General features: G+C 70.5%; 24 protein-coding genes. 13 read left to right on the plus strand and 11 right to left on the minus strand.

Annotation, left to right across the window (positions count from 1 at the left end; translation table 11 throughout):
• The first annotated feature begins 81 nt into the window (after positions 1 to 81).
• The 3 genes from CSX12_RS16905 to CSX12_RS16915 are packed head-to-tail and all read left to right on the plus strand — an operon-like array spanning position 82 to position 2447.
• On the plus strand, positions 82 to 1389 hold the full coding sequence (locus tag CSX12_RS16905; protein ID WP_225855711.1) for a glutamyl-tRNA reductase: 1308 nt from the start codon (positions 82 to 84) through the stop codon (positions 1387 to 1389).
• Positions 1390 to 1413: 24 nt separating this feature from the next.
• Complete coding sequence (locus CSX12_RS16910) at positions 1414 to 2022, plus strand: HhH-GPD-type base excision DNA repair protein (RefSeq protein ID WP_124896559.1); 609 nt, start codon at positions 1414 to 1416, stop codon at positions 2020 to 2022.
• A complete protein-coding gene (locus tag CSX12_RS16915) occupies positions 2022 to 2447 on the plus strand; it encodes a DUF1801 domain-containing protein (protein ID WP_124896560.1) in 426 nt (141 codons plus the stop codon). The genes CSX12_RS16910 and CSX12_RS16915 overlap by 1 nt, the downstream gene beginning before the upstream one ends.
• A gap of 121 nt (positions 2448 to 2568) precedes the next feature.
• Here the strand turns inward: CSX12_RS16915 and CSX12_RS16920 are convergent, their stop codons facing one another.
• The 3 genes from CSX12_RS16920 to CSX12_RS16930 all read right to left on the minus strand — a co-directional run bounded on the left by CSX12_RS16920 (position 2569) and on the right by CSX12_RS16930 (position 6374).
• A complete protein-coding gene (locus tag CSX12_RS16920; protein ID WP_124896561.1) occupies positions 2569 to 4257 on the minus strand; it encodes an ABC-F family ATP-binding cassette domain-containing protein in 1689 nt (562 codons plus the stop codon).
• A 142-nt stretch (positions 4258 to 4399) separates the two neighbouring features.
• The gene (locus tag CSX12_RS16925) at positions 4400 to 4942 is read right to left on the minus strand and encodes a hypothetical protein (protein ID WP_124896562.1); all 543 of its coding nucleotides are present in this window, start codon (positions 4940 to 4942) and stop codon (positions 4400 to 4402) included.
• A 46-nt stretch (positions 4943 to 4988) separates the two neighbouring features.
• Positions 4989 to 6374 (minus strand): glycine--tRNA ligase, encoded by a 1386-nt coding sequence (locus CSX12_RS16930; protein WP_124896563.1) that lies wholly within the window; start codon positions 6372 to 6374, stop codon positions 4989 to 4991.
• Positions 6375 to 6488: 114 nt separating this feature from the next.
• Between CSX12_RS16930 and CSX12_RS16935 the strand changes: the two genes are divergently transcribed.
• A complete protein-coding gene (locus CSX12_RS16935; RefSeq protein WP_124896564.1) occupies positions 6489 to 7958 on the plus strand; it encodes an oligopeptide:H+ symporter in 1470 nt (489 codons plus the stop codon).
• 12 nt (positions 7959 to 7970) lie between these two features.
• Here the strand turns inward: CSX12_RS16935 and CSX12_RS16940 are convergent, their stop codons facing one another.
• Positions 7971 to 8660, minus strand: coding sequence for a GNAT family N-acetyltransferase (locus CSX12_RS16940; protein WP_017203426.1), 690 nt, complete (start codon positions 8658 to 8660; stop codon positions 7971 to 7973).
• A 48-nt stretch (positions 8661 to 8708) separates the two neighbouring features.
• Positions 8709 to 9329, minus strand: a complete 621-nt coding sequence (locus tag CSX12_RS16945) for a hypothetical protein (protein WP_124896565.1) — start codon at positions 9327 to 9329, stop codon at positions 8709 to 8711.
• 56 nt (positions 9330 to 9385) lie between these two features.
• Between CSX12_RS16945 and CSX12_RS16950 the strand changes: the two genes are divergently transcribed.
• A complete protein-coding gene (locus CSX12_RS16950; RefSeq protein WP_017203428.1) occupies positions 9386 to 10825 on the plus strand; it encodes an MFS transporter in 1440 nt (479 codons plus the stop codon).
• 89 nt (positions 10826 to 10914) lie between these two features.
• On the opposite strand, the gene CSX12_RS16955 is transcribed toward CSX12_RS16950, so the two are convergent.
• The 4 genes from CSX12_RS16955 to CSX12_RS16970 form a co-directional block, all read right to left on the minus strand.
• Positions 10915 to 11316, minus strand: coding sequence for a hypothetical protein (locus CSX12_RS16955; protein WP_124896566.1), 402 nt, complete (start codon positions 11314 to 11316; stop codon positions 10915 to 10917).
• A 100-nt stretch (positions 11317 to 11416) separates the two neighbouring features.
• A complete protein-coding gene (locus tag CSX12_RS16960; protein ID WP_017203430.1) occupies positions 11417 to 12382 on the minus strand; it encodes a serine hydrolase in 966 nt (321 codons plus the stop codon).
• A 110-nt stretch (positions 12383 to 12492) separates the two neighbouring features.
• On the minus strand, positions 12493 to 14478 hold the full coding sequence (locus CSX12_RS16965) for a M13-type metalloendopeptidase (RefSeq protein ID WP_124896567.1): 1986 nt from the start codon (positions 14476 to 14478) through the stop codon (positions 12493 to 12495).
• Positions 14479 to 14542: 64 nt separating this feature from the next.
• On the minus strand, positions 14543 to 15094 hold the full coding sequence (locus CSX12_RS16970) for a DUF1992 domain-containing protein (protein ID WP_241160499.1): 552 nt from the start codon (positions 15092 to 15094) through the stop codon (positions 14543 to 14545).
• A gap of 87 nt (positions 15095 to 15181) precedes the next feature.
• Here CSX12_RS16970 and CSX12_RS16975 point away from each other — a divergent pair, with 87 nt between their 5' ends.
• Complete coding sequence (locus CSX12_RS16975; RefSeq protein WP_124896568.1) at positions 15182 to 16504, plus strand: MATE family efflux transporter; 1323 nt, start codon at positions 15182 to 15184, stop codon at positions 16502 to 16504.
• A 129-nt stretch (positions 16505 to 16633) separates the two neighbouring features.
• A complete protein-coding gene (locus tag CSX12_RS16980; RefSeq protein WP_124896569.1) occupies positions 16634 to 16978 on the plus strand; it encodes a hypothetical protein in 345 nt (114 codons plus the stop codon).
• Positions 16979 to 16992: 14 nt separating this feature from the next.
• Here CSX12_RS16980 and CSX12_RS16985 read toward each other — a convergent pair whose 3' ends face one another.
• Positions 16993 to 17658: a TrmH family RNA methyltransferase gene (locus tag CSX12_RS16985; protein WP_241160500.1), complete on the minus strand. Its 666-nt coding sequence runs from the start codon at positions 17656 to 17658 to the stop codon at positions 16993 to 16995.
• A 70-nt stretch (positions 17659 to 17728) separates the two neighbouring features.
• Here CSX12_RS16985 and CSX12_RS16990 point away from each other — a divergent pair, with 70 nt between their 5' ends.
• The 6 genes from CSX12_RS16990 to CSX12_RS18550 are packed head-to-tail and all read left to right on the plus strand — an operon-like array spanning position 17729 to position 21628.
• Positions 17729 to 19012 carry an Nramp family divalent metal transporter gene (locus CSX12_RS16990; protein WP_241160501.1) on the plus strand — a complete coding sequence of 428 codons (1284 nt, stop codon included), beginning with the start codon at positions 17729 to 17731 and terminating at the stop codon, positions 19010 to 19012.
• A gap of 19 nt (positions 19013 to 19031) precedes the next feature.
• Complete coding sequence (locus tag CSX12_RS16995; RefSeq protein ID WP_017203437.1) at positions 19032 to 19331, plus strand: hypothetical protein; 300 nt, start codon at positions 19032 to 19034, stop codon at positions 19329 to 19331.
• Positions 19332 to 19391: 60 nt separating this feature from the next.
• Complete coding sequence (locus tag CSX12_RS17000) at positions 19392 to 20024, plus strand: metal-dependent transcriptional regulator (RefSeq protein ID WP_124896570.1); 633 nt, start codon at positions 19392 to 19394, stop codon at positions 20022 to 20024.
• 50 nt (positions 20025 to 20074) lie between these two features.
• Positions 20075 to 20884, plus strand: a complete 810-nt coding sequence (locus CSX12_RS17005; protein ID WP_124896571.1) for an HAD-IIA family hydrolase — start codon at positions 20075 to 20077, stop codon at positions 20882 to 20884.
• A 1-nt stretch (position 20885) separates the two neighbouring features.
• Complete coding sequence (locus tag CSX12_RS17010; protein ID WP_124896572.1) at positions 20886 to 21464, plus strand: YdeI/OmpD-associated family protein; 579 nt, start codon at positions 20886 to 20888, stop codon at positions 21462 to 21464.
• A complete protein-coding gene (locus CSX12_RS18550; protein WP_017203441.1) occupies positions 21461 to 21628 on the plus strand; it encodes a hypothetical protein in 168 nt (55 codons plus the stop codon). The genes CSX12_RS17010 and CSX12_RS18550 overlap by 4 nt, the downstream gene beginning before the upstream one ends.
• Positions 21629 to 21762: 134 nt before the next feature.
• Here the strand turns inward: CSX12_RS18550 and CSX12_RS17015 are convergent, their stop codons facing one another.
• Positions 21763 to 22953 carry an anhydro-N-acetylmuramic acid kinase gene (locus CSX12_RS17015; protein ID WP_124896573.1) on the minus strand — a complete coding sequence of 397 codons (1191 nt, stop codon included), beginning with the start codon at positions 22951 to 22953 and terminating at the stop codon, positions 21763 to 21765.
• Between the last annotated feature and the right edge of the window lie 72 nt (positions 22954 to 23025).

Below are 23025 nucleotides of genomic sequence, written 5' to 3' on the forward strand. Positions count from 1 at the left end.
GCGTCCATCCTCCCATCCGCCGTTTGTGGAGCGGCCGAGCGCCCGCGGAGCCGGTGCTTCGAAGGGCGGTACAATCGATGTGTGCTGCTGTGTGTGACGGCGAGTCACAAGACCGCCTCCTTCGAACTGCTCGAACGCCTGAGCCGCACCCCCGACGACGTCGCTCCCACCATCGTGGGCATGGCGCCGTGTGTGCAGGGTGCCGTGGTCCTCGCGACGTGCAACCGCTTCGAGGCGTACGTGGAAATGGATGAGCCGGTGACCGCGGCCGGCGCCATCGGCGTCGAAGCCGTGATCGAGGCGGTCGAGTCCGCGACCGGCATTCCCGCCGCCGACCTCGACGGCGCCTACGCCGTGCACTCGGGGCGCCGCGTCGCCGAGCACCTCTTCTCTGTCGCCTCCGGGCTGGAGTCCGTCGTCTCCGGTGAGGGCGAGATCGCCGGCCAGGTGCGCCGCGCGTTGAAGTCCGCCCGCAAGGACGGCACGACCTCCCCCGAGCTCGAGCGCCTGTTCCAGCGCGCCAGCCAGGCGCAGCGCAAGGTCAAGAACGTCACGGCCCTCGGACGCGCCGGCCGCTCCCTCGTGCGCCTCGCCCTGGAGCTCGCCGACAGCCGCATCGCCGACTGGTCCGCCGAGCGCGTCCTCCTGGTGGGCACCGGCGCCTACGCCGCCGTCACCCTCGCGACTCTGCGCGAGCGCGGCGCGGTCGACATCTCCGTCTACTCCCCGTCCGGTCGCGCGGAGATCTTCGCGGCCAAGCACGACATCCGCCCCGTTCCCGCCGAGGAGTATGCGCGCACCGCGGCGCACTCCAGCCTGCTGATCACCTGCACCACGGCGACCGAGCCCGTGCTCGGCCCGGAGCACCTGCAGCACCCGGTCGGCCTCGCCGCCGCCGCCGGCTGCCCTGTCGGCGTGCCCACGCGCGCGAGCCAGCTCGTGGTGGACCTGGGCATGCCCCGCAACGTCGACCCGGCCGTCGCCTCCCTCGAGGGCGTGGCCCTGCTCGACCTGGAGACCATCCGCCTGCACGCTCCGCTCGAAGAACTGCAGGCGACCGATGCTGCCCGCAGCGTCGTGCGCGAGGCCGCCGAGACCTTCCACGTCGTCGGCGCCCGGCAGAGCGTGACCCCCTCGGTAGTGGCGTTCCGCTCGCACATCTTCGAACTGCTCGAGCGCGAGATCGCCCGCGCGCGCTCTCGCGGCGACGAGGACGGCAAGGTCGAGCAGGCGCTGCGCCACCTCTCCGGGGTGCTGCTGCACACGCCGACCGTCCGAGCGCACGAGCTCGCGGCCGCCGGCCGCGCGGACGAGTTCGCCGCTGCGCTCGCGACCCTGTACGGGATCGCGCCCGCCGCGGACAGCGTCGAGGACGCCGCCACAGCCTGACTCGGTGAGTGGGACACTGGAGGCATGGCCCTTCACATCACCGGAGACACCGCCGCCGACGCCCTGCTGACCGAGAACCCGCTGGCGCTGCTCGTCGGCATGCTGCTGGACCAGCAGATCCCGATGGAGACCGCGTTCACCGGTCCGCTCAAGATCGAGCAGCGCACCGGCGCGACGGATGCCGCCGCGATCGCGGGCATGGCCCCTGAGGATTTCCTGGAGGCGTTCCGGCAGACGCCCGCGGTGCATCGGTTCCCCGGCTCCATGGCGACGCGCGTGCAGACGCTGTGCCAGGCGATCGTGGACGAGTGGGACGGGGATGCCGCCGCGTTGTGGACGCGTCCTTCGACGGGCTCAGGCCCTTCGACAGGCTCAGGGTCCCAGCCGAGCGGCGCCGAGGTGCTGAAGCGACTCAAGGCCCTGCCGGGATTCGGAGAGCAGAAGGCGAAGATCTTCCTCGCGCTCCTCGGCAAGCAGTACGGCTTCACCGGCGAGGGCTGGCGGGAGGCCTCCGCTCCCTACGGCGAGGACGGTTCGTACCGCAGCGTCGCGGACATCGTCTCGCCCGAGTCGCTCGCGAAGGTGCGCGAGCACAAGAAGGCCATGAAGGCGGCGGCGAAGGCGGCCAAGTAGTGCGGCCGACCGGGGATGACGTCGCGGGACTCATCGCCCGCTCCTCCCCGGCCGTGCGTCGCCGTGACGCCGAGACGCTGACCGCCCTGATGCAGGACATCACCGGGCGCGAGCCGCAGACCTGGGGCTCGATCATCGGGTTCGGCTCCTGCCACTACCGCTACCCCACCGGGACGGAGGGAGACAGCGGCGTCCTGAGCTTCGCCCCGCGCAAGGCCGCCACCACGATCTACCTCCTCGACGGCGTGGACGCCCACGCGGACGCTCTCGACGCCCTCGGCCCGCACACGACGGGCGTGGGCTGCCTCTACCTCAAGGACCTCGACCAGGTCGATCTCGACGTGCTGAGCGGCATCCTGGAGCGCTCGCTCGCCTGGGTCGAGTCCGGCGGCGACGCGCGCATGCACCTGACAGTCACGTCCTAACTCCCCCCTCCCCCTTCCTTCCCTCCTTCCTTCCCTTCCTGTCGCCGAGACCCCGGTTTCCTGCCGAGACCCCCGGGGTGCGGACGCCCGGAACCCGGGGTCTCGGCGGATAGGCGGGGTCTCAGGTGGTGGCCACCCCCTCCTCGACTCGCACGCGCCGTGCGTCCGCGGCGTGGCGACGCCACCGCCGGTCGTGTGTCACCGTGACGACGGCAGCGGGATGGTCCACGAGGGCGCCCTCGAGCTGCTCCACGAGCTCGGGATCGAGATGGTTCGTCGGCTCGTCAAGCAGCAGCAGGTCGAACCGCGACGCCAGGGCCACCGCGAGATCGAGCCGCCGGCGCTGACCCACGGACAGCCCCCGCACGTCGCGGTCGACCTCCGGCCCTCGGAAGAGGCCGTGAGCCAGGAGAGCATCCCGCGCATCGACCGGCGGCGTCCCGGTCCGAACCGCGAAGACCTCGACGGCCGTACCCCGCAGACGGGTGTCGACCTCCTGCCGGAGGAACGCGATCCGCAGCCCGTCGGCGCGGACGAGCGTCCCGGATGCGGGGAGGAGCTCGCCGACGAGGAGGCGGAGGAGTGTCGTCTTCCCAGCCCCGTTCGGCCCGGTCACGAGCCACCGGGAGCCGGTTTCGATCATCCAGTGCGACACGTCGAGCCGTCGTCCCGGCTCGCGGAAGGACACGGCGTCGAGGGTCAGGAGCGGCTCGTCCGGCTCGTCGAGCGGTGCCCGATCCTCTGCCGCGACCACGAACCGCAGCGGCTCCGGTGGAGGTGGGCACGGGTTGTCCCGGAGCCGCGCCAGCCTCTCCTTCGCCATGCGGATGCGCCCGACGGCACCGTGGTCACGGCTCCGCGCTCGGAACGCGCCATGACCGAATCCGTCGAGCTCGAGCTTCCGCGGGATCGCCTGCAGCCGGAACGCGTTGGCCGCGAGCAGGGACTCTGCCCGGGCGACCTCGGCCTTCCACTCCTCGTGGCGCGCAGCCGCCGCACGTCTCTCGGCCTCGTGCGCTCGCAGGAACCCGGGGTAGCCGTCGCCGTAGCGCCGGATCCGTCCCTCCTCCACCTGCACCACAGCCGTCGCGAAACGGTCCAGGAAGTCACGGTCGTGGGTCACGACCACCAGCGCTCCCCGGTGCGCCGCGAGACGATCCTCGAGCCAGGTCAGCGCCCGGTCGTCGAGGTCGTTCGTGGGCTCGTCGAGGAGAAGCAGTTCAGCTCCGGAGGAGAGGGCGACCGCGAGGGCGAGCCGCGCCCGCTCCCCTCCCGACAGCGCGGCCACCGGTCGTGCGCGGTCCACTCCGCCCACCCCGAGCTGTTCGAGGGCGGTGTCGATGCGACGGTCGACGTCGTACCCGCCGCGGGACTCGAAACGGTCCTGCAACAGGGCCACGGCGGCCATCTGCGGCTCGCGGTCGGCGGAGCCCGCGGCGGCGAGGAGGTCGTATGCACGGCCGAGGTCGCGCTCCAGTGCACGGAGGTCGCCGAGGAGCTCGTCGATGGCGTCGGCCACCGTCGCCCCGTCCGCGAACACGGGGTTCTGCCGCGCATGCGCGACGCCGCCGGGGAGGTCGAGCCGCACCTCCCCGGCCGTCGGCAGGAGAGTGCCGGCGAGCAGGTCGAGCAGAGTCGACTTGCCGGCGCCGTTGTCACCGATGACGGCGAGGCGGTCGGCGGGGCCGACGACGAGGTCGATGCGGTCCAAGACGAGATGGTCGGCGAACCGGACGGAGGCGGCCTGCAGCGCGCACTCGCGATGAGCGCGGGCCGGGGTGGCAGAAGGGGTCGAGAGTACAGGGAACATGAGGGGTCCTCTCCAGCGGCGCACGCGCACCGCCGGGATCTGCGTCGATGACGCGGGGAACAGGAACCTCGACCGCACCCGGAGCCGGGTGCGGTCGCTCAGGACCCACCGCGGAGAAGAGCTCTCGACGCGGCGTCCCGATCTAGCGAATCAGAGTACCCACGAGGAGCGACCATAGCAGGGTCCTCCGGTGCGCACCAGACCCCGCTTTCCTGGCGAGACCCCGGCGTACCCGCGCACGCACCCCGGGGTCTCGGCGGAAACCCGGGGTCTCAGCGTCAAGAAGAAGGGCGGAGGCGGGAGTGGGCGGCGGGAACACGAAGAAGAACCAGACGAGGGCGCCGAGCAGCAGCCCCACAACGATGAAGATCGGCACCCAGATCAGCATCCAGGGGCCTTCGTCCGCGATGAAGTAGTCCGGGTCGCGGAGGATCGCGACGACGAACCCCGCCAGGGTCCCGAGCGGCAGCACCGCGAGCACCCACCAGAACACGGCCTTCGGCACCCGCTTGCGCTCCCCCAGCCGCGCCATCACGATCTGGATGATGACCGCGGCCGCGAGCGCCGGGATGCCGAACATCGCGATGATGGGCCCCGCGCCGTCGTTCTCCCGCAGGTCGAGCACCGTGAGGATCATCCACGACACGGCGAGCGCGCCGAGCACGATGGCCGCGACCGGACGCACGGGCGACGACTCCCCCCGTGCGCGGGCTCCCCCCGGTGCCGTCACCTCACGCGCCGCGGAGGCGCTCCGCAAGGTAGGCGTGCAGCTCGTCGATCGAGACGCGCTCCTGCGCCATGGTGTCGCGGTCGCGCACGGTCACGGCGCGGTCGTCGAGCGAGTCGAAGTCGACCGTGACGCAGAACGGGGTGCCGATCTCGTCCTGGCGGCGGTAGCGACGGCCGATCGCACCGGCGTCGTCGAAGTCGACGGCCCACGAGCTGCGGAGCGTGTCGGCCACCTCGCGGGCGAGCGGCGACAGCTTCTCGTTGCGCGACAGCGGGAGCACGGCGGCCTTGACCGGAGCCAGGCGCGGGTCGAGCTTGAGCACCGTGCGGGTGTCGGTGCCGCCCTTGGCGTTGGGCACCTGCTCCTCGACGTACGCGTCCACGAGGAAGGCCATCATCGCGCGGGTGAGGCCGAACGACGGCTCGATCACGTACGGGGTGTAGCGCTCGCCCGTCGCCTGGTCGAAGAACGTGAGGCTCTGACCCGACGCCTCGCTGTGGCTGGAGAGGTCGTAGTCGGTGCGGTTGGCGACACCCATGAGCTCGCCCCACTCCTTGCCGGCGAAGCCGAACTTGTACTCGACGTCGATCGTGCCGGCCGAGTAGTGCGCGCGGTCGTCTTCCGGCACGTCGAACTGACGCATGTTCTCCGGGTCGATACCCAGGTCGATGAACCAGTTCCAGCAGGCCTCGACCCAGTGCTCGAACCACTCCTGGGCCTCAGCCGGCGGCGTGAAGTACTCGATCTCCATCTGCTCGAACTCGCGGGTGCGGAAGATGAAGTTGCCGGGGGTGATCTCGTTGCGGAAAGCCTTGCCGACCTGACCGATGCCGAACGGCGGCTTCTTGCGGCTCGCGGTGAGCACGTTCGAGAAGTTCACGAAGATGCCCTGCGCCGTCTCGGGGCGCAGGTAGTACAGGCCCGACTCGTCGTCCACGACGCCGAGGTACGTCTTCACCAGACCGGAGAAGGCCTTCGGCTCGGTGTACTGCCCCTTGGTGCCGCAGTTCGGACAGGGGATGTCGGCGAGGCCGTTCTCGGCCTTGCGTCCCTTGCGCGCCTCGAAGTCCTCGATGAGGTTGTCCGCACGGAAGCGCTTGTGGCACTGCAGGCACTCGACGAGCGGGTCGGTGAAGGTCGCGACGTGGCCCGACGCCTCCCACACGCGCTTGGGAAGGATGATGCTGGAGTCGAGGCCGACCATGTCGCCGCGACCGCGCACGAACGTCTGCCACCACTGCCGACGGATGTTCTCCTTGAGCTCCGCGCCGAGGGGCCCGTAGTCCCAGGCCGATCGAGAACCGCCGTAGATCTCACCCGCTTGGAACACGAACCCGCGGTGGCGGGCGAGGGCGATGACCTTGTCGAGGCGGGACTGTTCGGCCATGGTGGCTCCAATGGTCGGATGCGGGAGGAATCCCGTGAACACGGGCATCTCATTCTATCGGTGGTCTCGCGCGGTGCCCTGGCCCCGGGGCCGGTCGCGGAGTACCGTCCTGGCATGACCACTCCCGCGCGCACACGGCCGAACCGCGACGACGACACCCGGTTCTTCGGGCAGCCCTGGTCGCTGGTGCACATCTTCGGAGTGGAGATGTGGGAGCGGTTCAGCTTCTACGGCATGCAGGGCATCCTGCTCATCTACCTCTACTTCTCGGTGACCGAGGGCGGGCTCGGCATCCCCAAGGCGGTCGCGGGTGGCATCCTCGGCGCCTACGGGGGATCGGTGTACCTGTCGACGATCCTCGGCGCCTGGGTCGCGGACCGCCTGTTCGGCGCGGAGCGCGTGCTGTTCGTGAGCGCGATGGTGATCGTGGCCGGGCACCTCGCCCTCGCCCTGATCCCCGGCGCTGTCGGGGTCGGAGTCGGCCTCGTGCTCGTGGCCCTCGGATCCGGTGGCCTGAAGGCGAACGCGACATCGGTCGTCGGCAGCCTCTACAGCGCCGACGACCCGCGCCGAGATGCGGGGTTCTCGCTCTTCTATCTCGGCATCAACCTGGGCGCCTTCCTCGGCCCGCTCCTGACCGGACTCCTGCAGTCCACGCTCGGATTCCACTGGGGCTTCGGTCTCGCAGCGCTCGGGATGACACTGGGACTCATCCAGTACTCGTTCGGCCGCAAGGCCCTGCCCGCCACGACGCGGGAGGTTCCGAATCCACTTCCCACCTCCCGCTACCGCCTCGTCGGACTCCTGGCCGGTGCGGTGGTCGTGCTCATCGCCGTCCTGGTGCTGACCGGAGTGATCCGCGCCGACAACCTGGCCACCCTGGTGATCGGCGTCACGGTCGTGGCGACGATCGCCTACTTCTCGGTGATCCTCGGCAGCCGTCGCATCGACGCCACCGAGCGATCACGGGTGTGGGGCTTCCTGCCGCTCTTCATCACCAGCGTCGCGTTCTGGTCGCTGTACCAGCAGCAGTTCACCGTGCTCACGATCTACTCCGACCAGCGCCTGGACCGGAACCTGTTCGGCTGGGAGATGCCGGTGTCCTGGGTGCAGTCGATCAACCCGGTGTTCATCATCATCCTGTCCGGCGTCTTCGCGGCGATCTGGACCCGACTCGGCACGCGTCAGCCCTCGACCCCGGTGAAGTTCGCGCTCGCGGCGATCATCATGGGATCCGCGTTCCTGCTGTTCCTGCCGTTCGCCGGCGGAGGGGAGAACTCCACGCCGCTGCTCGCGATCGTCGGGATCCTCTTCGTGTTCACCGTGGCGGAGCTGCTCATCTCCCCGGTCGGCCTGTCGGCGGCCACCAAGCTCGCACCGACCGTGTTCCGCACCCAGATGGTCGCGCTGTTCTTCCTGTCGATCGCCTTGGGCACGGCGATCTCCGGCTGGCTCGTGCAGTTCTACGACCCGGACGACGAAGTGCCCTTCTTCTCGATCCTCGGCGGCATCGCGATCGTCGTCGGCATCGGGCTGCTGCTGAGCGTGAGGCCCGTGCTGAAGCTCATGCGCGGGGTGCGCTGAGTCGGCGGGAGCTCACGCGGTGAAGAGGTAACCGCGTTCGTTGTCGTAGCCCGCGATGTGCAGGCCGCTGCCGAGCAGACCCTCCATCTGCGCACGCAGGCGCAGGCGCCACTCGTGCGCGGCCGCCGGGTCGGACACGCGCAGCGCCTCGATGTCGGCCGGGATCTCCAGGGTCTCCACCACCGCGTCGTCCGCCGGCGGCTTGGCGATGTCGGCGAGCGCCCACTCGACATCGAGCCGGTCGCTCTCGTCGCCCGCGTCACCGCCGCCGAAGATGCCGTAGCGGTTCACCGAGTACCCCGTGGCGCGGGCGCCCAGCACCGTGAAGAAGAAGTGCGCGTTGCGCGCCACCAGCGGATCGAACACCCAGGTGATGCGGCCGACGTCGCGCGAGAACGCCCACTGACGCTGGTGCTCCTTGAGCTCGCGGCCCCAGCCGCGCCCGCGGTACTCCGGCAGCAGCGCGGTGATGTGCGAGTGCATCGCACGTCGGGCCGGCTCCCCGAAGAACGCGATGGACGCGCCGACCATGCGCTCCTCGTCGCCCTCGCCGTCGAAGAAGCCGACGACGTAGTTGCCCGACTGCTGCAGGGCGCGCAGGGTTCCGGCATCCACCACGCGCTGCGGACCCCGGATGGAGTCGAGCAGGCCCTGCGCGTCGAGGATGAGTTCAACGGTGTCGAGATCGCGGATGGTTCGCACGGTCCCAGTCTGCCCCTCCTCGGCACGTTCGGGGAAACCGACTCCGGGTCAGCGGTGCGGGAACGCCTCGCCCCCGCCCGCGGCGAGGGCCTCCGCGACGATGCGGAGGTGGTCCTCCGCCATCGCCGGCGGCAGCGGCGGCAGGATCTCGTCCCAGAACGCCAGCACTGCGCCGCGGCCCTGCATCATCCCCTCCGGGCGGGCCAGCGCCCACATGTGCATGTGCGCGGAACCGTCGTTCCAGCGGCCGAAGTGACAGCGAGCGACGCCCGGGATGCTCTTGACGGCCTGCGACACGCGCTGCATCAGAGGCCCCAGACCCGCCAGCACCTCCGCCGGAGCGTTCTCCAGCAGCCAGTGATCGCGCGGTGCGACCCCGCCGATGAACGGCAGCCCGCCGACGTCCCAGCCCGCTCGCACCTGCCAGAGGTCGTCGTGCCAGATCGTGTGCACGCTCGGGCCGCAGTGTCCGCACTCGTCCGGATCCAGCTCGCCCGCACGCGGCTTCTCGGGGACCAGCATCGGCTCGAGCGGTCGCATCGTGATGCTCTCGAACGCCCACGGCAGTCCCTCCGCGATCGCGGAGGCATCGAGAACCTCGCCGATCGGGAGCCTGCGGTGGTACGCGGAGTCGGCGGGGTGCTGCGCGGGCGCGGTGTCGTCGGTCATCCGGCCATGCAACCACATCGGCCCCGGGAGGTCGGGAACGCCGATAGCCTGAGCCGGTGGGTGCGAACGACGACAGAGCCAGGAAACGCCTCTCCCGTACCCCGCCGCGGTGGGCGATCATCGCGGTGCTGGCGTTCGCCGGCCTGTGCTCGTCGTTCATGTTCACGCTCGTGGTGCCGCTGCAGGCCGAACTTCCCCAGCTGCTGAACTCCTCCCGCGAGGACACCACCTGGGTGGTCACCATCACCTTGCTCGTGGCCGCCGTGGCGACGCCGATCTCGGGCCGACTGGGTGACATGTACGGCAAGCGCCGGGTCGTGATCGTGCTGCTCGCGATCCTCATCGTCGGATCCGTGATCGCCGCCGTCTCGGGCTCGATCATCGGCGTCATCATCGGCCGCGCGCTGCAGGGCGCCGTGACCGGCGTCGTCCCGCTCGGCATCGCGATCATGCGCGACGTGCTCTCCCCGGAGCGGCTCGGCACCGCGGTGGCCCTGATGAGCGCGACCATGGGCGTCGGCGGCGCGGTCGGGATGCCGGTGGCCGCACTTCTCGCCGAGAACGCCGACTGGCACATGCTGTTCTGGCTCGCAGCCGCGCTGGGCGTCATCGGACTCGTGCTCGTGCTCGTCGTCATCCCCGAGGACGTGCTCCGCTCCCCCGGACGCCTCGACGTGCTGGGGGCCATCGGGCTCGCGATCGGCCTCACCGGCATCCTGCTCTTCGTCTCGCGCGGCGCCGAGTGGGGCTGGACCTCGCCGATCACACTCGTCTGCATCATCGGGGGCCTCGCCGTGCTGCTGGTGTGGGGCTGGTACCAGCTGCGCACCCAGGACCCGCTGCTCGATCTGCGCGTCGCCGCTCGCCCGGCCGTGCTCTTCACGAACATCGCCGCGATCGGGATGGGCTTCGCGCTGTTCGCCTCGAACGTGACGTTCCCGCAGCTGCTGGAGATGCCCGTCGGCGGAGCCGGATTCGGCCTCGACATGGTGGCGGCGTCGCTCGTGATCATGCCGGCGGGACTGGTGATGATGGTCATCTCGCCGCTGTCGGGCTGGCTCGAGCGCACGGTGGGCCCACGGCCGCTGTTCACGGTCGGGGCGGGTGCGATCGTGCTCGCCTACGTGTTCGTGCTGCTGTGGTCCTCGGAGGTGTGGCACATCTTCGTCGCGAACATCTTCATCGGCGTCGGCATCGGGTTCACGTTCGCCGCCATGCCCATGATCATCATGCGGTCGGTGCCCGCGAACGAGACCGGCGCATCCAACGGACTGAACGCCCTCTTCCGCTCGGTCGGCACCTCGACGGCCTCCGCGGTCATGGGCGGGGTGCTCGCGGCGATGAGCATCGACGTCGACGGCGTCGCCGTGCCCACCCGCACCGCGTTCGAGGTGTGCTTCTGGCTCGCGATCGCGGCCGGCATCGTCGCCGTGGTGCTGTCGCTCTTCATCCCGAAGCAGCGCAGCGCCGAGCAGCATCCTTCCCTCCCGAACTGACCCGCCGCCCGGTCGCGGATTCGCGTCGAGGTCGCACGGATCCCGCGAAGCCGTGCGACATCCCGGCGGATCTGCGACGCGCGGCAGGCTCAGCGGGAGATCGTCCGCGGGTCCGGGTCGTCGGCGCGCGGCGGCCGCAGCCGGTCGGGGATCGGCCACGACAGAGTGAACCGCGCGGTCGCGGGGCGGCTCATGTCGCCGAAGTCGTCCACCTTCACGACGATGCGTCCCGGGGTGCCCTCCTCATCCGGCGTCACCTCCAGGATGCGCACGCGCAGCGGACGGTCAGCCTCCCCCTCGAGCATCCACGGATCCGCGAGCCAGGCGATGCCGTGCCCCTCCAGCGCGGACTCGGCGTCCAGCCACTCGCCCGGGGCGGACACCCGGCGTCCGAGCACATCGACGGCGACCCAGCCGCCACCCTCCGGATGGATCCAGCCGAGCAGCTCGCCGTCGTCGCGGCGGTGCGGAGTCCAGTCGGCGTGGGGCATCCCCCGATGCTAGCGAGATCAGGCGGATAGGCGAGAACAGGCAGACCGCGCAGCAACTCGCCTGATGCGGCGTGAACGCCTGATCTCGCGCAATCGCGCGTCAGTGGGTGTACTCCATGAGCTCGACGCCGAGCACCCGGAAGGCATCGTGTGCACGCAGGCGGTGCGTGATCGAGAGGTCGTCGAAGCACACGATGAGCGCGTACGCCACGCCGGCACGCGGGCCCGCGAGCACACCGGCTTCGGCCCGGACACCCCGATCGCGGCCGGTCTTGTTGACGAACAGCAGGCCGTGCGCATCGTGATCATGGGCGAACGGATCCAACCCCGTGGATGCCGCGACCAGGCTCAGATCCTGGTTCAGGCTCAGCCACTCCGACACCTGTGCGCTGACGGCGGCGTCGACGGCCTGCGAGTTGACCAGGGCGGAGAAGAGTCCGGCGAACTCGCGCGCGGACCCCACGGCGACCTGCGGAGCGTCATCGGGGCCGCGGCGGTCGCGGAACCGGTCGAGCAGGGCCGTGCGCCGCAGCCCGAGCGACTCGATGCGCTCGCGCACCCTGTCGTGTCCGACCCTCTGCAGCAGCGCGTTGACGGCGATCGGATCCCCCGCGGTCGCGGCCAGCACCGCCAGGTCTTCCAGCGGCAGTGCGGGTGCGTGCAGGTGCCGCCACAGTCCCGAGCTCTCCACCGCCTCGACACTCGTGCGGTCGACGATCTCGAACGGATCGAGCGTGCCGTCCTCGAAACCGGCCGCCACCTCGATCAGCAGCGGGACGACGCCGAGACCGCCGACGGGCATCGTGACGTGGTCGTCGCCGGCGAGGACGTGCACGTGGCTGTCGAGGTCGACGACGTGCACGGAGACCTGCGCTCCCGAGTCCACCAGGCCCTCCAGCGCGCGCAGCGTGGAGGTGAAGGATCGACGACCGGCCGCGGCACGACGGGGGACACGGCGGCTGGTGCGCTGCGAGCGACGGCCGTGTTCGGACGCGCCGTGGGCATCGCCGAGGGAGTCGGGTGCCGAGGAGTTGCGGAACCCTTCACCAGGCTCGAGAGCGCCCACGCGTGATCCTTAGGAGGGAGGGATGTGCGGGATACCGACGGGAGCGCTCCCGACGGCAGGGCTATCGTAACCCCACCGCCGGGGCGCGCTTCACAGACGGCGGTGATTGGTCACCAGATGGTCACCCGCTCGGACTCGGGGAGCCAGAGCGCGTCCTCCTCGGCGACACCGAAGGCCTCGTAGAAGGCGTCGATGTTGCGCACGATCTGGTTGCAGCGGAACTCGTTCGGCGAGTGCGGGTCGATCGTCAGCAGCCGCAGCGTCTCGGCGTCGCGGCTCTTCTGCTGCCACACCTGCGCCCAGGACAGCAGAAGGCGCTGCACACCGGTGTACCCGTCGATGACCGGCCCTTCGGCAGGCTCAGGGACCGCGGAGTCGGAGCGCAACGACAGCTCGTAGGCCTTGAGCGCGATGCCGAGTCCGCCGAGGTCGCCGATGTTCTCGCCGATCGTCAGGGCGCCGTTCACGTGGTGCTCGGCGTCGAGGCCCTCCGGCACGAGGGCGTCGTACTGAGCGATGAGCGCCTTGGTCCGCTCTTCGAACGCCGCACGGTCGGCGTCGGTCCACCAGTCCTCGAGCCGACCGTCGCCGTCGTACCGGCTGCCCTGGTCGTCGAAGCCGTGTCCGATCTCGTGGCCGATCACCGCGCCGATCCCGCCGTAGTTCGCGGCGGCGTCGCGCCCGGCGTCGAAGAACGGATACTGCAGGATCGCGGCGGGGAAGACGATCTCGTTCATCGAGGGGTTGTAGTACGCGTTGACCATCTGCGGGGGCATGTGCCACTCGTCGCGGTCGATCGGCTTGCCGACCTTGTCGACGTTGCGGTCGTGCTCGAAGATCGCGGCGCGGCGGACGTTCCCGAACAGGTCCTCCCGGTCGATCTCGAGGCTCGAGTAGTCGCGCCACACCGCGGGGTGGCCGATCTTCGGCGTGAAGGAGTCGAGTTTGGCCAGCGCGCGCTCGCGGGTCTCGGCCGTCATCCACTCGAGGTCGGTGATGCTCTGCCGGTACGCCTCGATGAGGTTCGCGACCAGCTCATCCATCGCGGCCTTCGCCGTCGGCGGGTAGTGGCGCTCGACGTAGACCTTGCCGATGGCCTCGCCGAGCGCACCCTCGGTGAGCGAGACGCCGCGCTTCCAGCGCTCCCGGATCGTCGGGACGCCGGTGAGCTCGGTGCCGTAGAAGGAGAAGTTCTCCTGCACGAGATCGTCCGTCAGGTACGGGGCGGCCGCGTGCACGACCTTGGCCCGCAACCAGGCCTTCCAGTCGTCCAGGCGCTCCGGGGTGAGCAGCGAGCCGAGTCCCTCGAAGAAGCTGGGCTGCGACACGACGACCTCGTCGAAAGCGCGGGGGTTGGACGGGGTGACGGCATCGCGCCACGGCGTCAGGTCGACGCCGGCGAGTTCCTGCAGCTCGTCCCACGTCTTGAGGTTGTACGTCGCAACAGCGTCGCGGCTGCGTACGTTGTCCCAGTGGTGACCGGCCAGTTCCGTCTCGAGCGCGATCGAGCGCTCCGCGTTCGCCGCCGCGTCCGGCACGCCCGCAAGGTCGAGCAGGCGCTCCAGGTGGGCGCGGTAGGCGGCGCGCGTGTCGGTGAACGTGTCGAGTCGGAAGTAGCTCTCGTCCGGCAGGGAGAGGCCCGCCTGCACGAGCACCGGCAGGTAGCGCTCAGGGTTGCCCGGGTCGCCGTCGACGTAGAGCCCGATCACGGCGGCGCGGCCGTCGCGATCATAGGCACCGACGGTGCGCAGAAGGGCGGGGATGCCGTCGATCGCGTCGATCTCGGCGAGCGTCTCGGCCAGCGGCGCGACGCCGGCGGCGTCGATGCGCTCGGTGTCCATGAAGCTGGCGAACAGGTCGCCGATCTTGCGGGCGAGCGTGCCCTCCTCTGCGTCCTGCGACTCCTCGATGATCGCGCGGACGTCCTTCTCGGCCTGCTCGGCCAGCAGGTGGAACGAGCCCCAGCGCGCCTTGTCACCCGGGATCTCGGTGCGGGCGAGCCAGGCACCGTTCACGTGCCGGTAGAGGTCGTCCTGCGGGCGGATGTCGGAGCTGAACTCATCAAGGGCGAGGCCCGCGGGAAGCACATCAGTCATGCGCCCCAGCCTATGACGCCCCTCCCCCTTCGTGTCGATGGCGGGCAGCTGTCGAGGCTTCGGGTCAGGTGCGGCGGCGACGACCGAAGCGCCGGCGTCGCGGCTCCTCAGCAGGGGCTGCTGCGGTGCGGGCGGCCCGACGTTCGGCCCACGCGGCCACCTCGGCATCCACGTCTCGAGGAGAGGTGACGACGGGTGGCCCGCCCTGCAGTTGTCGCCGCGCTTCCCGCACCCGGCGGTTGAAGTCCTCGACGACGTCCCGCACGTCGGATTCGCGGCCGAGCAGGTCGAGCTGATCGTCCAGCTCGCGGTCCTCGGTGCGCAGCAGGATGGCGGGAGGGCCGAGGCCGGTGAGGTTCTCGGTCTCGATCTTGCGGCGGATCCACCAGTCCGGATCGTGGTGGGTGCCCAGGCCTTCCAGCGGCTTGCCCGCGCCGGGCAGGTCGTCGAACTCCCCGCGGCGGATCGCGACCTGGATCGCGGTCTCGATGAAGGCGGCGCGATCCACCGCCGCAGCGATCCCCGGCGGTGTTCCGCCGTCCTCGCCGCCGTCCGCGCTCTGGGCCTGACGCTGTCGCGCGCGATACCGCGCGGCCGCCTCCCGGGGATCCGTCATGATGCACCTCCGCAGCATCCGGTGTGGTTCCACCCTACGACCGTGGCATCGGCGGGGGCGGCGGTGCTGAGGTCATAGGCTCGGAGGATGACCGCGCGCGCCTCCCTCAACAGAGAGATCCTGCGTCTGGCGGTCCCCGCGCTGGGCGCACTGATCGCCGAACCGGCCTTCCTGATCGTGGATGCCGCACTGGTCGGCCACCTGGGCACGACGCCGCTCGCCGGACTCGGCATCGCCGGGGCCGTGCTGCAGACGATCGTCGGGCTCATGGTGTTCCTGGCCTACTCCACCACGCCCGCGGTGGCCAGGCGTTTCGGGGCGGGGCAGCCCGGCGAGGCGGTGTCTGTCGGGATCAACGGGATGTGGCTCGCGCTGGGCCTCGGAGCCGTGCTCGCGGTGGTCGGCGCGGTCTCGTCGCCGTGGCTCGTCTCGCTGTTCGGCGCGAGCGACGCCGTGGCAGCACAGGCCGACGACTACCTCGTCATCTCGATGTGGGGACTGCCGGCGATGCTCATCGTGTTCGCCGCGACCGGTCTGTTGCGCGGCATGCAGGACACCATGACGCCGCTGTGGATCGCCGGCCTGGGCTTCGGCGCCAACGCGCTGCTGAACTGGCTCTTCATCTACGGTCTCGGCTGGGGGATCCCGGGGTCGGCCGCCGGCACCGTGACGGCGCAGTGGGGCATGGTGGCCGCCTACGTGCTGGTCATCCGCCGTCTGGCCACGAGACACAGCGCCTCGCTGCGGGCGCGACGCGATGGACTGCGCAGCACCGCCGCGTCGGGCGGCTGGCTGTTCCTGCGCACCGTGAGTCTGCGCGTCGCGCTGCTCGCGACGGTCGGCGTCGCGACCGGGATCGGCACCGACGAGCTGGCCGGGTGGCAGATCGTGTTCACCATCTTCTCCGCGGCCGCGTTCGCGCTGGACGCCCTGGCGATCGCGGCGCAGGCCCTGATCGGCAAGGAGCTCGGCGCCGGCGACGAGACGCAGGTGCATCGCGTGCTGGCGCGCACGGTGGCGTGGGGCGCGTGGTTCGGCGTGGTGGTCGGCGGTCTGATCGCGGCGCTGTCCGGCGTGCTCGGGATCGTCTTCACGGGCGACCCGCGCGTCGCGGCGCTCGTGCAGCCCGCCCTGCTCGTGCTCGCGGTCGCGCAGCCCGTCGCGGGGGTCGTGTTCGTGCTGGACGGCGTGCTCATGGGGGCGAACGACGCCCGGTACCTGGCGATCGCCGGCGGCCTGAACCTCGTGCCGTTCCTTCCCGCACTGTGGATCATCGCCGCGGGCGGCGTCGACGGCGTGGCCGGGCTCGTCTGGCTCGCGGTCGCGTTCTTCGGCGTGTACCTGCTCGCCCGTCTGGGCACCCTCGGCTGGCGGGTGCGCTCGGGGCGATGGCTCGCCGCCGCAGGCTGATGCCCGCCCCGCGTCTGCACAGTCCGCCGAGCTGAGGACTTCTCCCCAACCGCTGGATCCCGCGGAATACTACGTCCGGGAACCCTGGCCCCTCGACCATGATCGAGGGACACTGAAGGGATGCTGGGGATGACGGAACCACAGGTCTGGACGCTGATCGGCGTCTTCGCCGCTGCGATGTTCGGCACGATGACACTCATGTCGACGATGTTCCTGCGGACGATGCAAAACGGGTTCGACAGCGTGCGTACCGAGTTCCGCACCGAGTTCGACAGCGTGCGCACCGAGTTCCGGAACGAGTTCGCGAGCGTGCGCACGGAATTCCGGAACGAGTTCGCGAGCGTGCGTGCCGAGTCGGGAAGCGAGTTCGCGAACGTGCGCAACGAGATCCGCGCCATCCACGACCGCATCGACCACCTCGATCGTGACGTCAGTGCGATCTATCGTCACATCTTCGGCATCGACCGCGGCTGAGTGCGCCGCCGCGTTCAGGACGCGTAGCGGCGGCACCACTCGTACATGATCACCGCGGCGGCTGCGCTGGCGTTGATCGACCGGGTCGAGCCGTACTGGGTGATCTCGATGTGAGCCGATGCCGCAGCGAGCGCCTCCGCGGACAGCCCCGGCCCCTCCTGTCCGAACAGCAGCACACAGGAGCGCGGGAGTTCGGCTCGATCCACGGGAACGGCCCCTTCGACGTTGTCGACCGCGATGATCGGGATCCCCTCGGCGGCCGCCCAGGCGGTGAAGGCCGCGACGTCCTCATGGTGCACGACGTGCTGGTACCGGTCGGTGACCATGGCCCCGCGCTTGTTCCATCGGCGTCGGCCGATGATGTGCACGGTGTCCGCGAGGAACGCGTTCGCGCTGCGCACGATGGAGCCGATGTTCATGTCGTGCTGCCAGTTCTCGATCGCCACGTGGAACGGGTGCCGGTGCGTGTCGAGGTCGGCCACGATCGCCTCCATCCGCCAGTAGCGGTAGCGGTCGATCACGTTCCTCGTGTCGCCTTCGGCGAGCAGTTCCGGGTCGTACTGCTCCCCCACCGGCCACGCGTCCGCTCCGCCGGGCCAGGGTCCGACGCCGTATCCGGGTTGCGCGGCGGAGCCGCCGGGTCCCTCCGGCGTCGGGTTCGTCAGAGCAGCGGCATCCATCAGGCCAGGCTATCTCCGCGGCGCGACGCAAGATATTTAGGTACGCCGAAAAATACGCTACGGTTTCGGTGTGCCTAAAAATCTCGACGCCGCCGTGACGCCGACCGCCGCCGCGCCCCCGCGCAGCCTCTGGCTGCTCGGACCCGCGCTCGTCGCCGGCGTCGCCTACCTCGACCCCGGCAACGTGGCCAGCAACATGACCGCGGGGGCCCAGTACGGCTATCTGCTGGTGTGGATCGTCGTCGCCGGCAACGTCATGGCCTGGCTGATCCAGTACCTCTCCGCCAAGCTCGGCGTCGTCACCGGGCAGAGCCTGCCCGAAGTGCTGGGTGCGCGCCTGCGCCGACCGTGGGCACGGCGGGCCTATTGGCTGCAGGCCGAGCTGGTCGCGATGGCCACCGATCTCGCCGAGGTGATCGGCGGCGCGGTGGCGCTGAACCTGCTGTTCGATGTGCCGCTGCTCCTGGGCGGCCTGATCACGGGCGCGGTATCGATGATCCTGCTCGCCGTGCAGAGCCGCCGTGGTGCGCGGCCGTTCGAGTTCGTCATCATCGCGCTCATGACGATCATCACGATCGGCTTCCTCGCAGGGCTGTTCGTGGCGCCGCCCGACCCCGCCGGCGTGCTCGGCGGTCTCCTCCCGCGCTTCGAGGGGACCGGCTCGGTCCTCCTCGCCGCGTCGATCCTCGGGGCGACCATCATGCCCCACGCGATCTACGCCCACTCGTCTCTCGCCCGCGACCGTTTCGGCGCCACCACCGCCCACACGGGCGATGAGGCCGTGCGCACCGAGGCGTCACGCATCCGCCGTCTGCTCACCGCGACCCGCTGGGATGTCTCGATCGCGATGGTGATCGCCGGATCCGTCAACCTCGGGATCCTGCTGCTGGCCGCCGCCAACCTCGCCGGTGTCGACGGCACCGATTCCCTGGAGGGGGCGCACGCCGCCCTGGCCGCAGGGCTCGGCCCCGTCGTCGCCACCTTCTTCGCCGTCGGACTCCTCGCTTCCGGCCTGGCGTCGACCTCGGTGGGTGCGTACGCCGGCGCGGAGATCATGCACGGACTCCTGCACGTGCGCATCCCGCTGCTCGCGCGACGACTCGTGACCCTCATCCCGGCGCTCGTCATCCTGGGCGCAGGTGTCGATCCGACGCTCGCCCTCGTGCTGAGCCAGGTCGTGCTGTCCTTCGGCATCCCGTTCGCGCTGATCCCGCTGGTGGCGCTCACGGCGCAGCGGCGGACGCTCGGGGTCTGGGCGAACCGGCGATGGACCACCGCAGCCGGCATCCTCGCATCCGTGCTGCTGATCGCCCTGAACGGAGCGCTGCTCTGGCTGGTGCTGACCGGAGCCTGACCGCGGATAGGCTCGAGGCATGTCCGCCGAGAACGCCCGCCGCACCGTCCGCATCCTCACGTGGATCGGTTTCGCGACCGGGGTCATCGGCGGGGTGCTGATCGCCTTCCCGAAGGTCATCGGCCTCGGCGCCCCGTGGGTGCAGCTCGCGCTCGGCATCGTCACGCTCGTGCTCGCGTTCCGCGCGCGCAAGATCGGGATGGCCGAGGTGGACGGGTTCGACGGCCGGCTCTCGCTCGCGGCCGCCCTCCTCGGTTTCCTCGTGGTGTTCTTCGCCGGACAGGCGGCGTTCGGCATCCTCGTCGCGGTCGCGAACTGAGGGCGCCGCGGACCGACCCGGTTCGTGGGGGCGCCCGGCCGTACCACGTAGGCTGGTCCGGTGGCATCCCCGGCAGCTGACGACTATCTGAAGACCGTCTACGCGCACACCGAGTGGCAGGACGCTCCGATCACGCCGTCGGTCCTGGCCGCGAAGCTCGGCATCGCCCCGTCGTCCGTCACGGAGATGGTGAAGAAGCTCGCCGCCGCCGGTCTCGTCTCGCACGTGCCCTACGGTGCCGTGCGGCTGACCGAGGCCGGCACCGTGCGCGCTCTGGCCATGGTCCGCCGGCACCGGTTGATCGAGACCTGGCTGGTGCAGGAGTTCGGCTACGGCTGGGACGAGGTGCACGACGAGGCCGAGGTGCTCGAGCACACCATCAGCGACCGCCTCCTCGAGGGCATCGACGCACGCCTGGGCCGCCCGCGCTTCGACCCCCACGGCGACGCGATCCCGGATGCCGACGGTCGCATCGAGCGCGAGCCGTTCGTCCTGCTCGCCGACGCCCCCGCCGGACACACCGGCCACGTGCTCCGCGTCGACGACCGCGACCCCGAGCTCCTGCGTGCGCTCGAGGCGCTGGGACTCACGGTGGGGTCGACCGTCGCGGTCACGGTCTCGGGCGTCGAGCTCGAGGGCACCGCTCGCCCGCTCCCCGCCGGGGCCGACAGCGTGGTGTGGCTCAGCGCCTAGCTCCAGCCCGCATTCACGTGCGGGAAACACCGGCCCTCTAGGCTGTCCCCATGGGACACCGCGACGACATCGAATGCTGGCTCACCGACATGGACGGCGTTCTCGTGCATGAGAACACCGCCATCCCCGGGGCGTCTGAGATGCTCGCGGGCTGGGAGCGCGACGGCATCCCCTACCTCGTGCTCACGAACAACTCGATCTTCACCGCCCGCGACCTCTCCGCCCGGCTCCGCACCAGCGGTCTGGTCGTGCCGGAGGACCGCATCTGGACCTCAGCGCTCGCGACCGCCGACTTCCTCGCGCAGCAGCTTCCCGGCGGTTCGGCCTTCGTGATCGGCGAGGCCGGCATCCTCACCGCCCTGCACGAGGCGGGGTTCATCATGACCGAGACCGACCCCGACTTCGTGGTCGTCGGCGAGACGCGCAACTACTCGTTCGAGGCGATCACGAAGGCGATCAGGCACATCATCAACGGCGCCCGCTTCATCGTGACCAACCCGGACGCGACGGGACCGAGCGCCGACGGCGTGCTCCCCGCCACCGGGGCCATCGCCGCGCTCATCACGAAGGCGACCGGCAAGGAGCCCTATGTGGTGGGCAAGCCGAACCCGATGATGTTCCGCTCGGCGCTGAACAAGATCGGCGCCCACTCGAAGAAGACCGGGATGATCGGCGACCGCATGGACACCGACATCGTCGCCGGCATCGAAGCGGGCCTGCACACGGTGCTGGTCCTCACGGGCATCAGCGATCAGGCGGAGATCGAGAAGTATCCGTTCCGCCCGGACGAGATCGTCGACTCCGTGGCCGATCTGCTGCCCATGGTCACCGGAACGATCGCCACGGTCGACGAGGACTGACGTGGGCGCCCTCGACGACGGCGAGCAGGTCACGGCGGCGGATGCCGCGGCCTGGCGCGCCTGGCTCGAGGAGAACCACGAACGCGGGAACGGCGTGTGGCTGCTGAGTGTCCGCGGGAGCAGCACGGGCGTCGGCTACGAGGACGCGGTGCGACAGGCGCTGTGCTTCGGGTGGATCGACGGTCCGGTCCGGGTGTTCAGCGAGGGGACGCCGGAGCGTGCCAACGGACAGTGGTTCTCGCCGCGGCGACCCGGCAGCGGATGGGCGGCGACCAACAAGGCGCGCATCGCCGAGCTCGAGGCGGAGGGGCTGCTCGCCCCTGCCGGCATCCGCGCGCTGGAGACGGCGAAGGCGAACGGATCATGGACCCTGCTCGACGGCCCGGAGGCGGGGATCGAGCCCGAGGAGCTCACCGCCGCGCTCGACGCCGTCCCCGCGGCCCGCGAGGGTTGGGACGCCTTCCCGGCCTCGGTGAAGAAGTTCGGTCTCACGCACATCGCGATGGCGAAGCGGCCGGAGACCCGGACCGCCCGCATCGCGAAGATCGTGGCGGATGCCGCGGAAGGGAAGCGACCGTGAACCAGAGCGACCTCATCTTCCTCGTCGCGTTCGTGATCCTGCTGACGACGCTCGTGGTGTTCGTCGTGCAGTTCGTGCGCTCCCGCCGCAGCCGCGGCGAGGACGGCGACGGCCGCGCGGGCTGGTGGGAAGGCCCCTGGGACGAGGACGACCGCTCCCGCTGACCGCGTCCGTCGGTACGGATGTCGGACCGATTCACGGATGTCGGACGGATCCGGCCGCTTCCGCCCGGCATCCGTCCATCCGCCCGACATCCGTGCGCGGTGGAAGGCGGGGCGGCGCGCGCGACAGGCCGCGGTCAGGAGGCCGACGCCTCCGCGAGCGTGAGGGAGTCGATGGCCGCGACCGGCTCCGGCATCTGCAGCGGACCGGCCCCGGGGGTGATCGTGCCGAGGATGCGGGGATCGCGGGCGCCCGTGCCTCCGGGGACGATGGCGGCAACGCCGTGCATGGTCGACCAGCCGATGAGCGCGAGGAGGATGGCCTCCTTGCTGTCGGCCGCGGCGCCGAGTTCGTCGGCCAGCACGACCTCGGTCTCCGGCAGCGCGGCACGAAGGCCATCGAGGATCAGCGGGTTCCGGCAGCCGCCGCCGGAGACCGCGAGGAACCCGATGCCCGCGGCCGCGACGTCGCGCGCGACGGTGCGGACTGTGAGCTCGGTGAGCGTGCGCACGACATCGGCGACCGCGATCTCGCGTCCCTGCGCTGCGAGGTGCTCGTGCACGTAGGCGAGGTGGAAGTGCTCCTTGCCGGTGCTCTTCGGCGGGGTCAGCGCGTAGTACGGGTCGGCGAGCATCGCGTCGAGAAGCGGATCGTCGATCTGTCCCGTGCGGGCGATCGCGGCGTCGTCGTCGTAGCCGAGCGGGTTGAGGTCGTGTTCGACGATGACCGCGTCGACCAGGGCGTTCGCGGGGCCGATGTCGTAGGCGACGAGGCCGCCCTCGCGCACCACCGTCATGTTGGAGATGCCGCCGAGGTTGAGGGCTGCGGAGACGCCGGCTCGTCCACGGAGCAGCAGCTCGTCGAGGAACGACACGAGCGGGGCACCGTGGCCACCCGCGGTGATGTCGCGGATGCGGATGTCGGACACCACCGGTGCGCCGACCCTCTCCGCGATCCAGGCCGGCTGACCGATCTGGAGCGTGCCGAGCGCGTGCGCGCCGTCGACCCAGTGGTAGACCGTCTGCCCGTGCGAGCACACCGCGTCGACGCCTCCGACCTCCGCGGCGATGTCGGCCGCGACCTCGGCGAACGCCTGCCCGATGAGCGTGTCGAGCTCGGCGACCTCGGCGAGCGTGGTCTGCGCCGGTGGCAGTGCCGCGATGAGGCGCGCCCGCAGCTCCGGGCTGTAGGGCACGCTCGTGGATGCGAGCACCGTGCCACGGAGGTCGACGCCGTGCGCGGTGAAGCCCCCGTTCGTCGTGAAGTCGACGACGGCGGCGTCGATCCCGTCGTGCGAGGTGCCGGAGATCAGTCCCAGGACGCGCATCAGTTCTCCTCCGTACGTTGTACTAAAAGTACAGGAGTGGCCCTTCGGATGTAAAAATACTCCGCCGGTTGT

This window comes from Microbacterium sp. Y-01, assembly GCF_003856715.1.
GTDB classification, from domain to species: domain Bacteria; phylum Actinomycetota; class Actinomycetes; order Actinomycetales; family Microbacteriaceae; genus Microbacterium; species Microbacterium algeriense.

What these genes read in the sequence shown, in the direction of transcription:
- CSX12_RS16945 (WP_124896565.1), bottom strand. Translation starts at nt 9,329, where the DNA reads ATGACCGACGACACCGCGCCCGCGCAGCACCCCGCCGACTCCGCGTAC.
- CSX12_RS16935 (WP_124896564.1), top strand. Translation starts at nt 6,489, where the DNA reads ATGACCACTCCCGCGCGCACACGGCCGAACCGCGACGACGACACCCGG.
- CSX12_RS17005 (WP_124896571.1), top strand. Translation starts at nt 20,075, where the DNA reads ATGGGACACCGCGACGACATCGAATGCTGGCTCACCGACATGGACGGC.
- CSX12_RS16980 (WP_124896569.1), top strand. Translation starts at nt 16,634, where the DNA reads ATGACGGAACCACAGGTCTGGACGCTGATCGGCGTCTTCGCCGCTGCG.
- CSX12_RS16910 (WP_124896559.1), top strand. Translation starts at nt 1,414, where the DNA reads ATGGCCCTTCACATCACCGGAGACACCGCCGCCGACGCCCTGCTGACC.
- CSX12_RS16995 (WP_017203437.1), top strand. Translation starts at nt 19,032, where the DNA reads ATGTCCGCCGAGAACGCCCGCCGCACCGTCCGCATCCTCACGTGGATC.
- CSX12_RS16965 (WP_124896567.1), bottom strand. Translation starts at nt 14,478, where the DNA reads ATGACTGATGTGCTTCCCGCGGGCCTCGCCCTTGATGAGTTCAGCTCC.
- CSX12_RS16975 (WP_124896568.1), top strand. Translation starts at nt 15,182, where the DNA reads ATGACCGCGCGCGCCTCCCTCAACAGAGAGATCCTGCGTCTGGCGGTC.
- CSX12_RS16985 (WP_241160500.1), bottom strand. Translation starts at nt 17,658, where the DNA reads ATGGATGCCGCTGCTCTGACGAACCCGACGCCGGAGGGACCCGGCGGC.
- CSX12_RS16970 (WP_241160499.1), bottom strand. Translation starts at nt 15,094, where the DNA reads ATGACGGATCCCCGGGAGGCGGCCGCGCGGTATCGCGCGCGACAGCGT.
- CSX12_RS16955 (WP_124896566.1), bottom strand. Translation starts at nt 11,316, where the DNA reads ATGCCCCACGCCGACTGGACTCCGCACCGCCGCGACGACGGCGAGCTG.
- CSX12_RS17015 (WP_124896573.1), bottom strand. Translation starts at nt 22,953, where the DNA reads ATGCGCGTCCTGGGACTGATCTCCGGCACCTCGCACGACGGGATCGAC.
- CSX12_RS16920 (WP_124896561.1), bottom strand. Translation starts at nt 4,257, where the DNA reads ATGTTCCCTGTACTCTCGACCCCTTCTGCCACCCCGGCCCGCGCTCAT.
- CSX12_RS16930 (WP_124896563.1), bottom strand. Translation starts at nt 6,374, where the DNA reads ATGGCCGAACAGTCCCGCCTCGACAAGGTCATCGCCCTCGCCCGCCAC.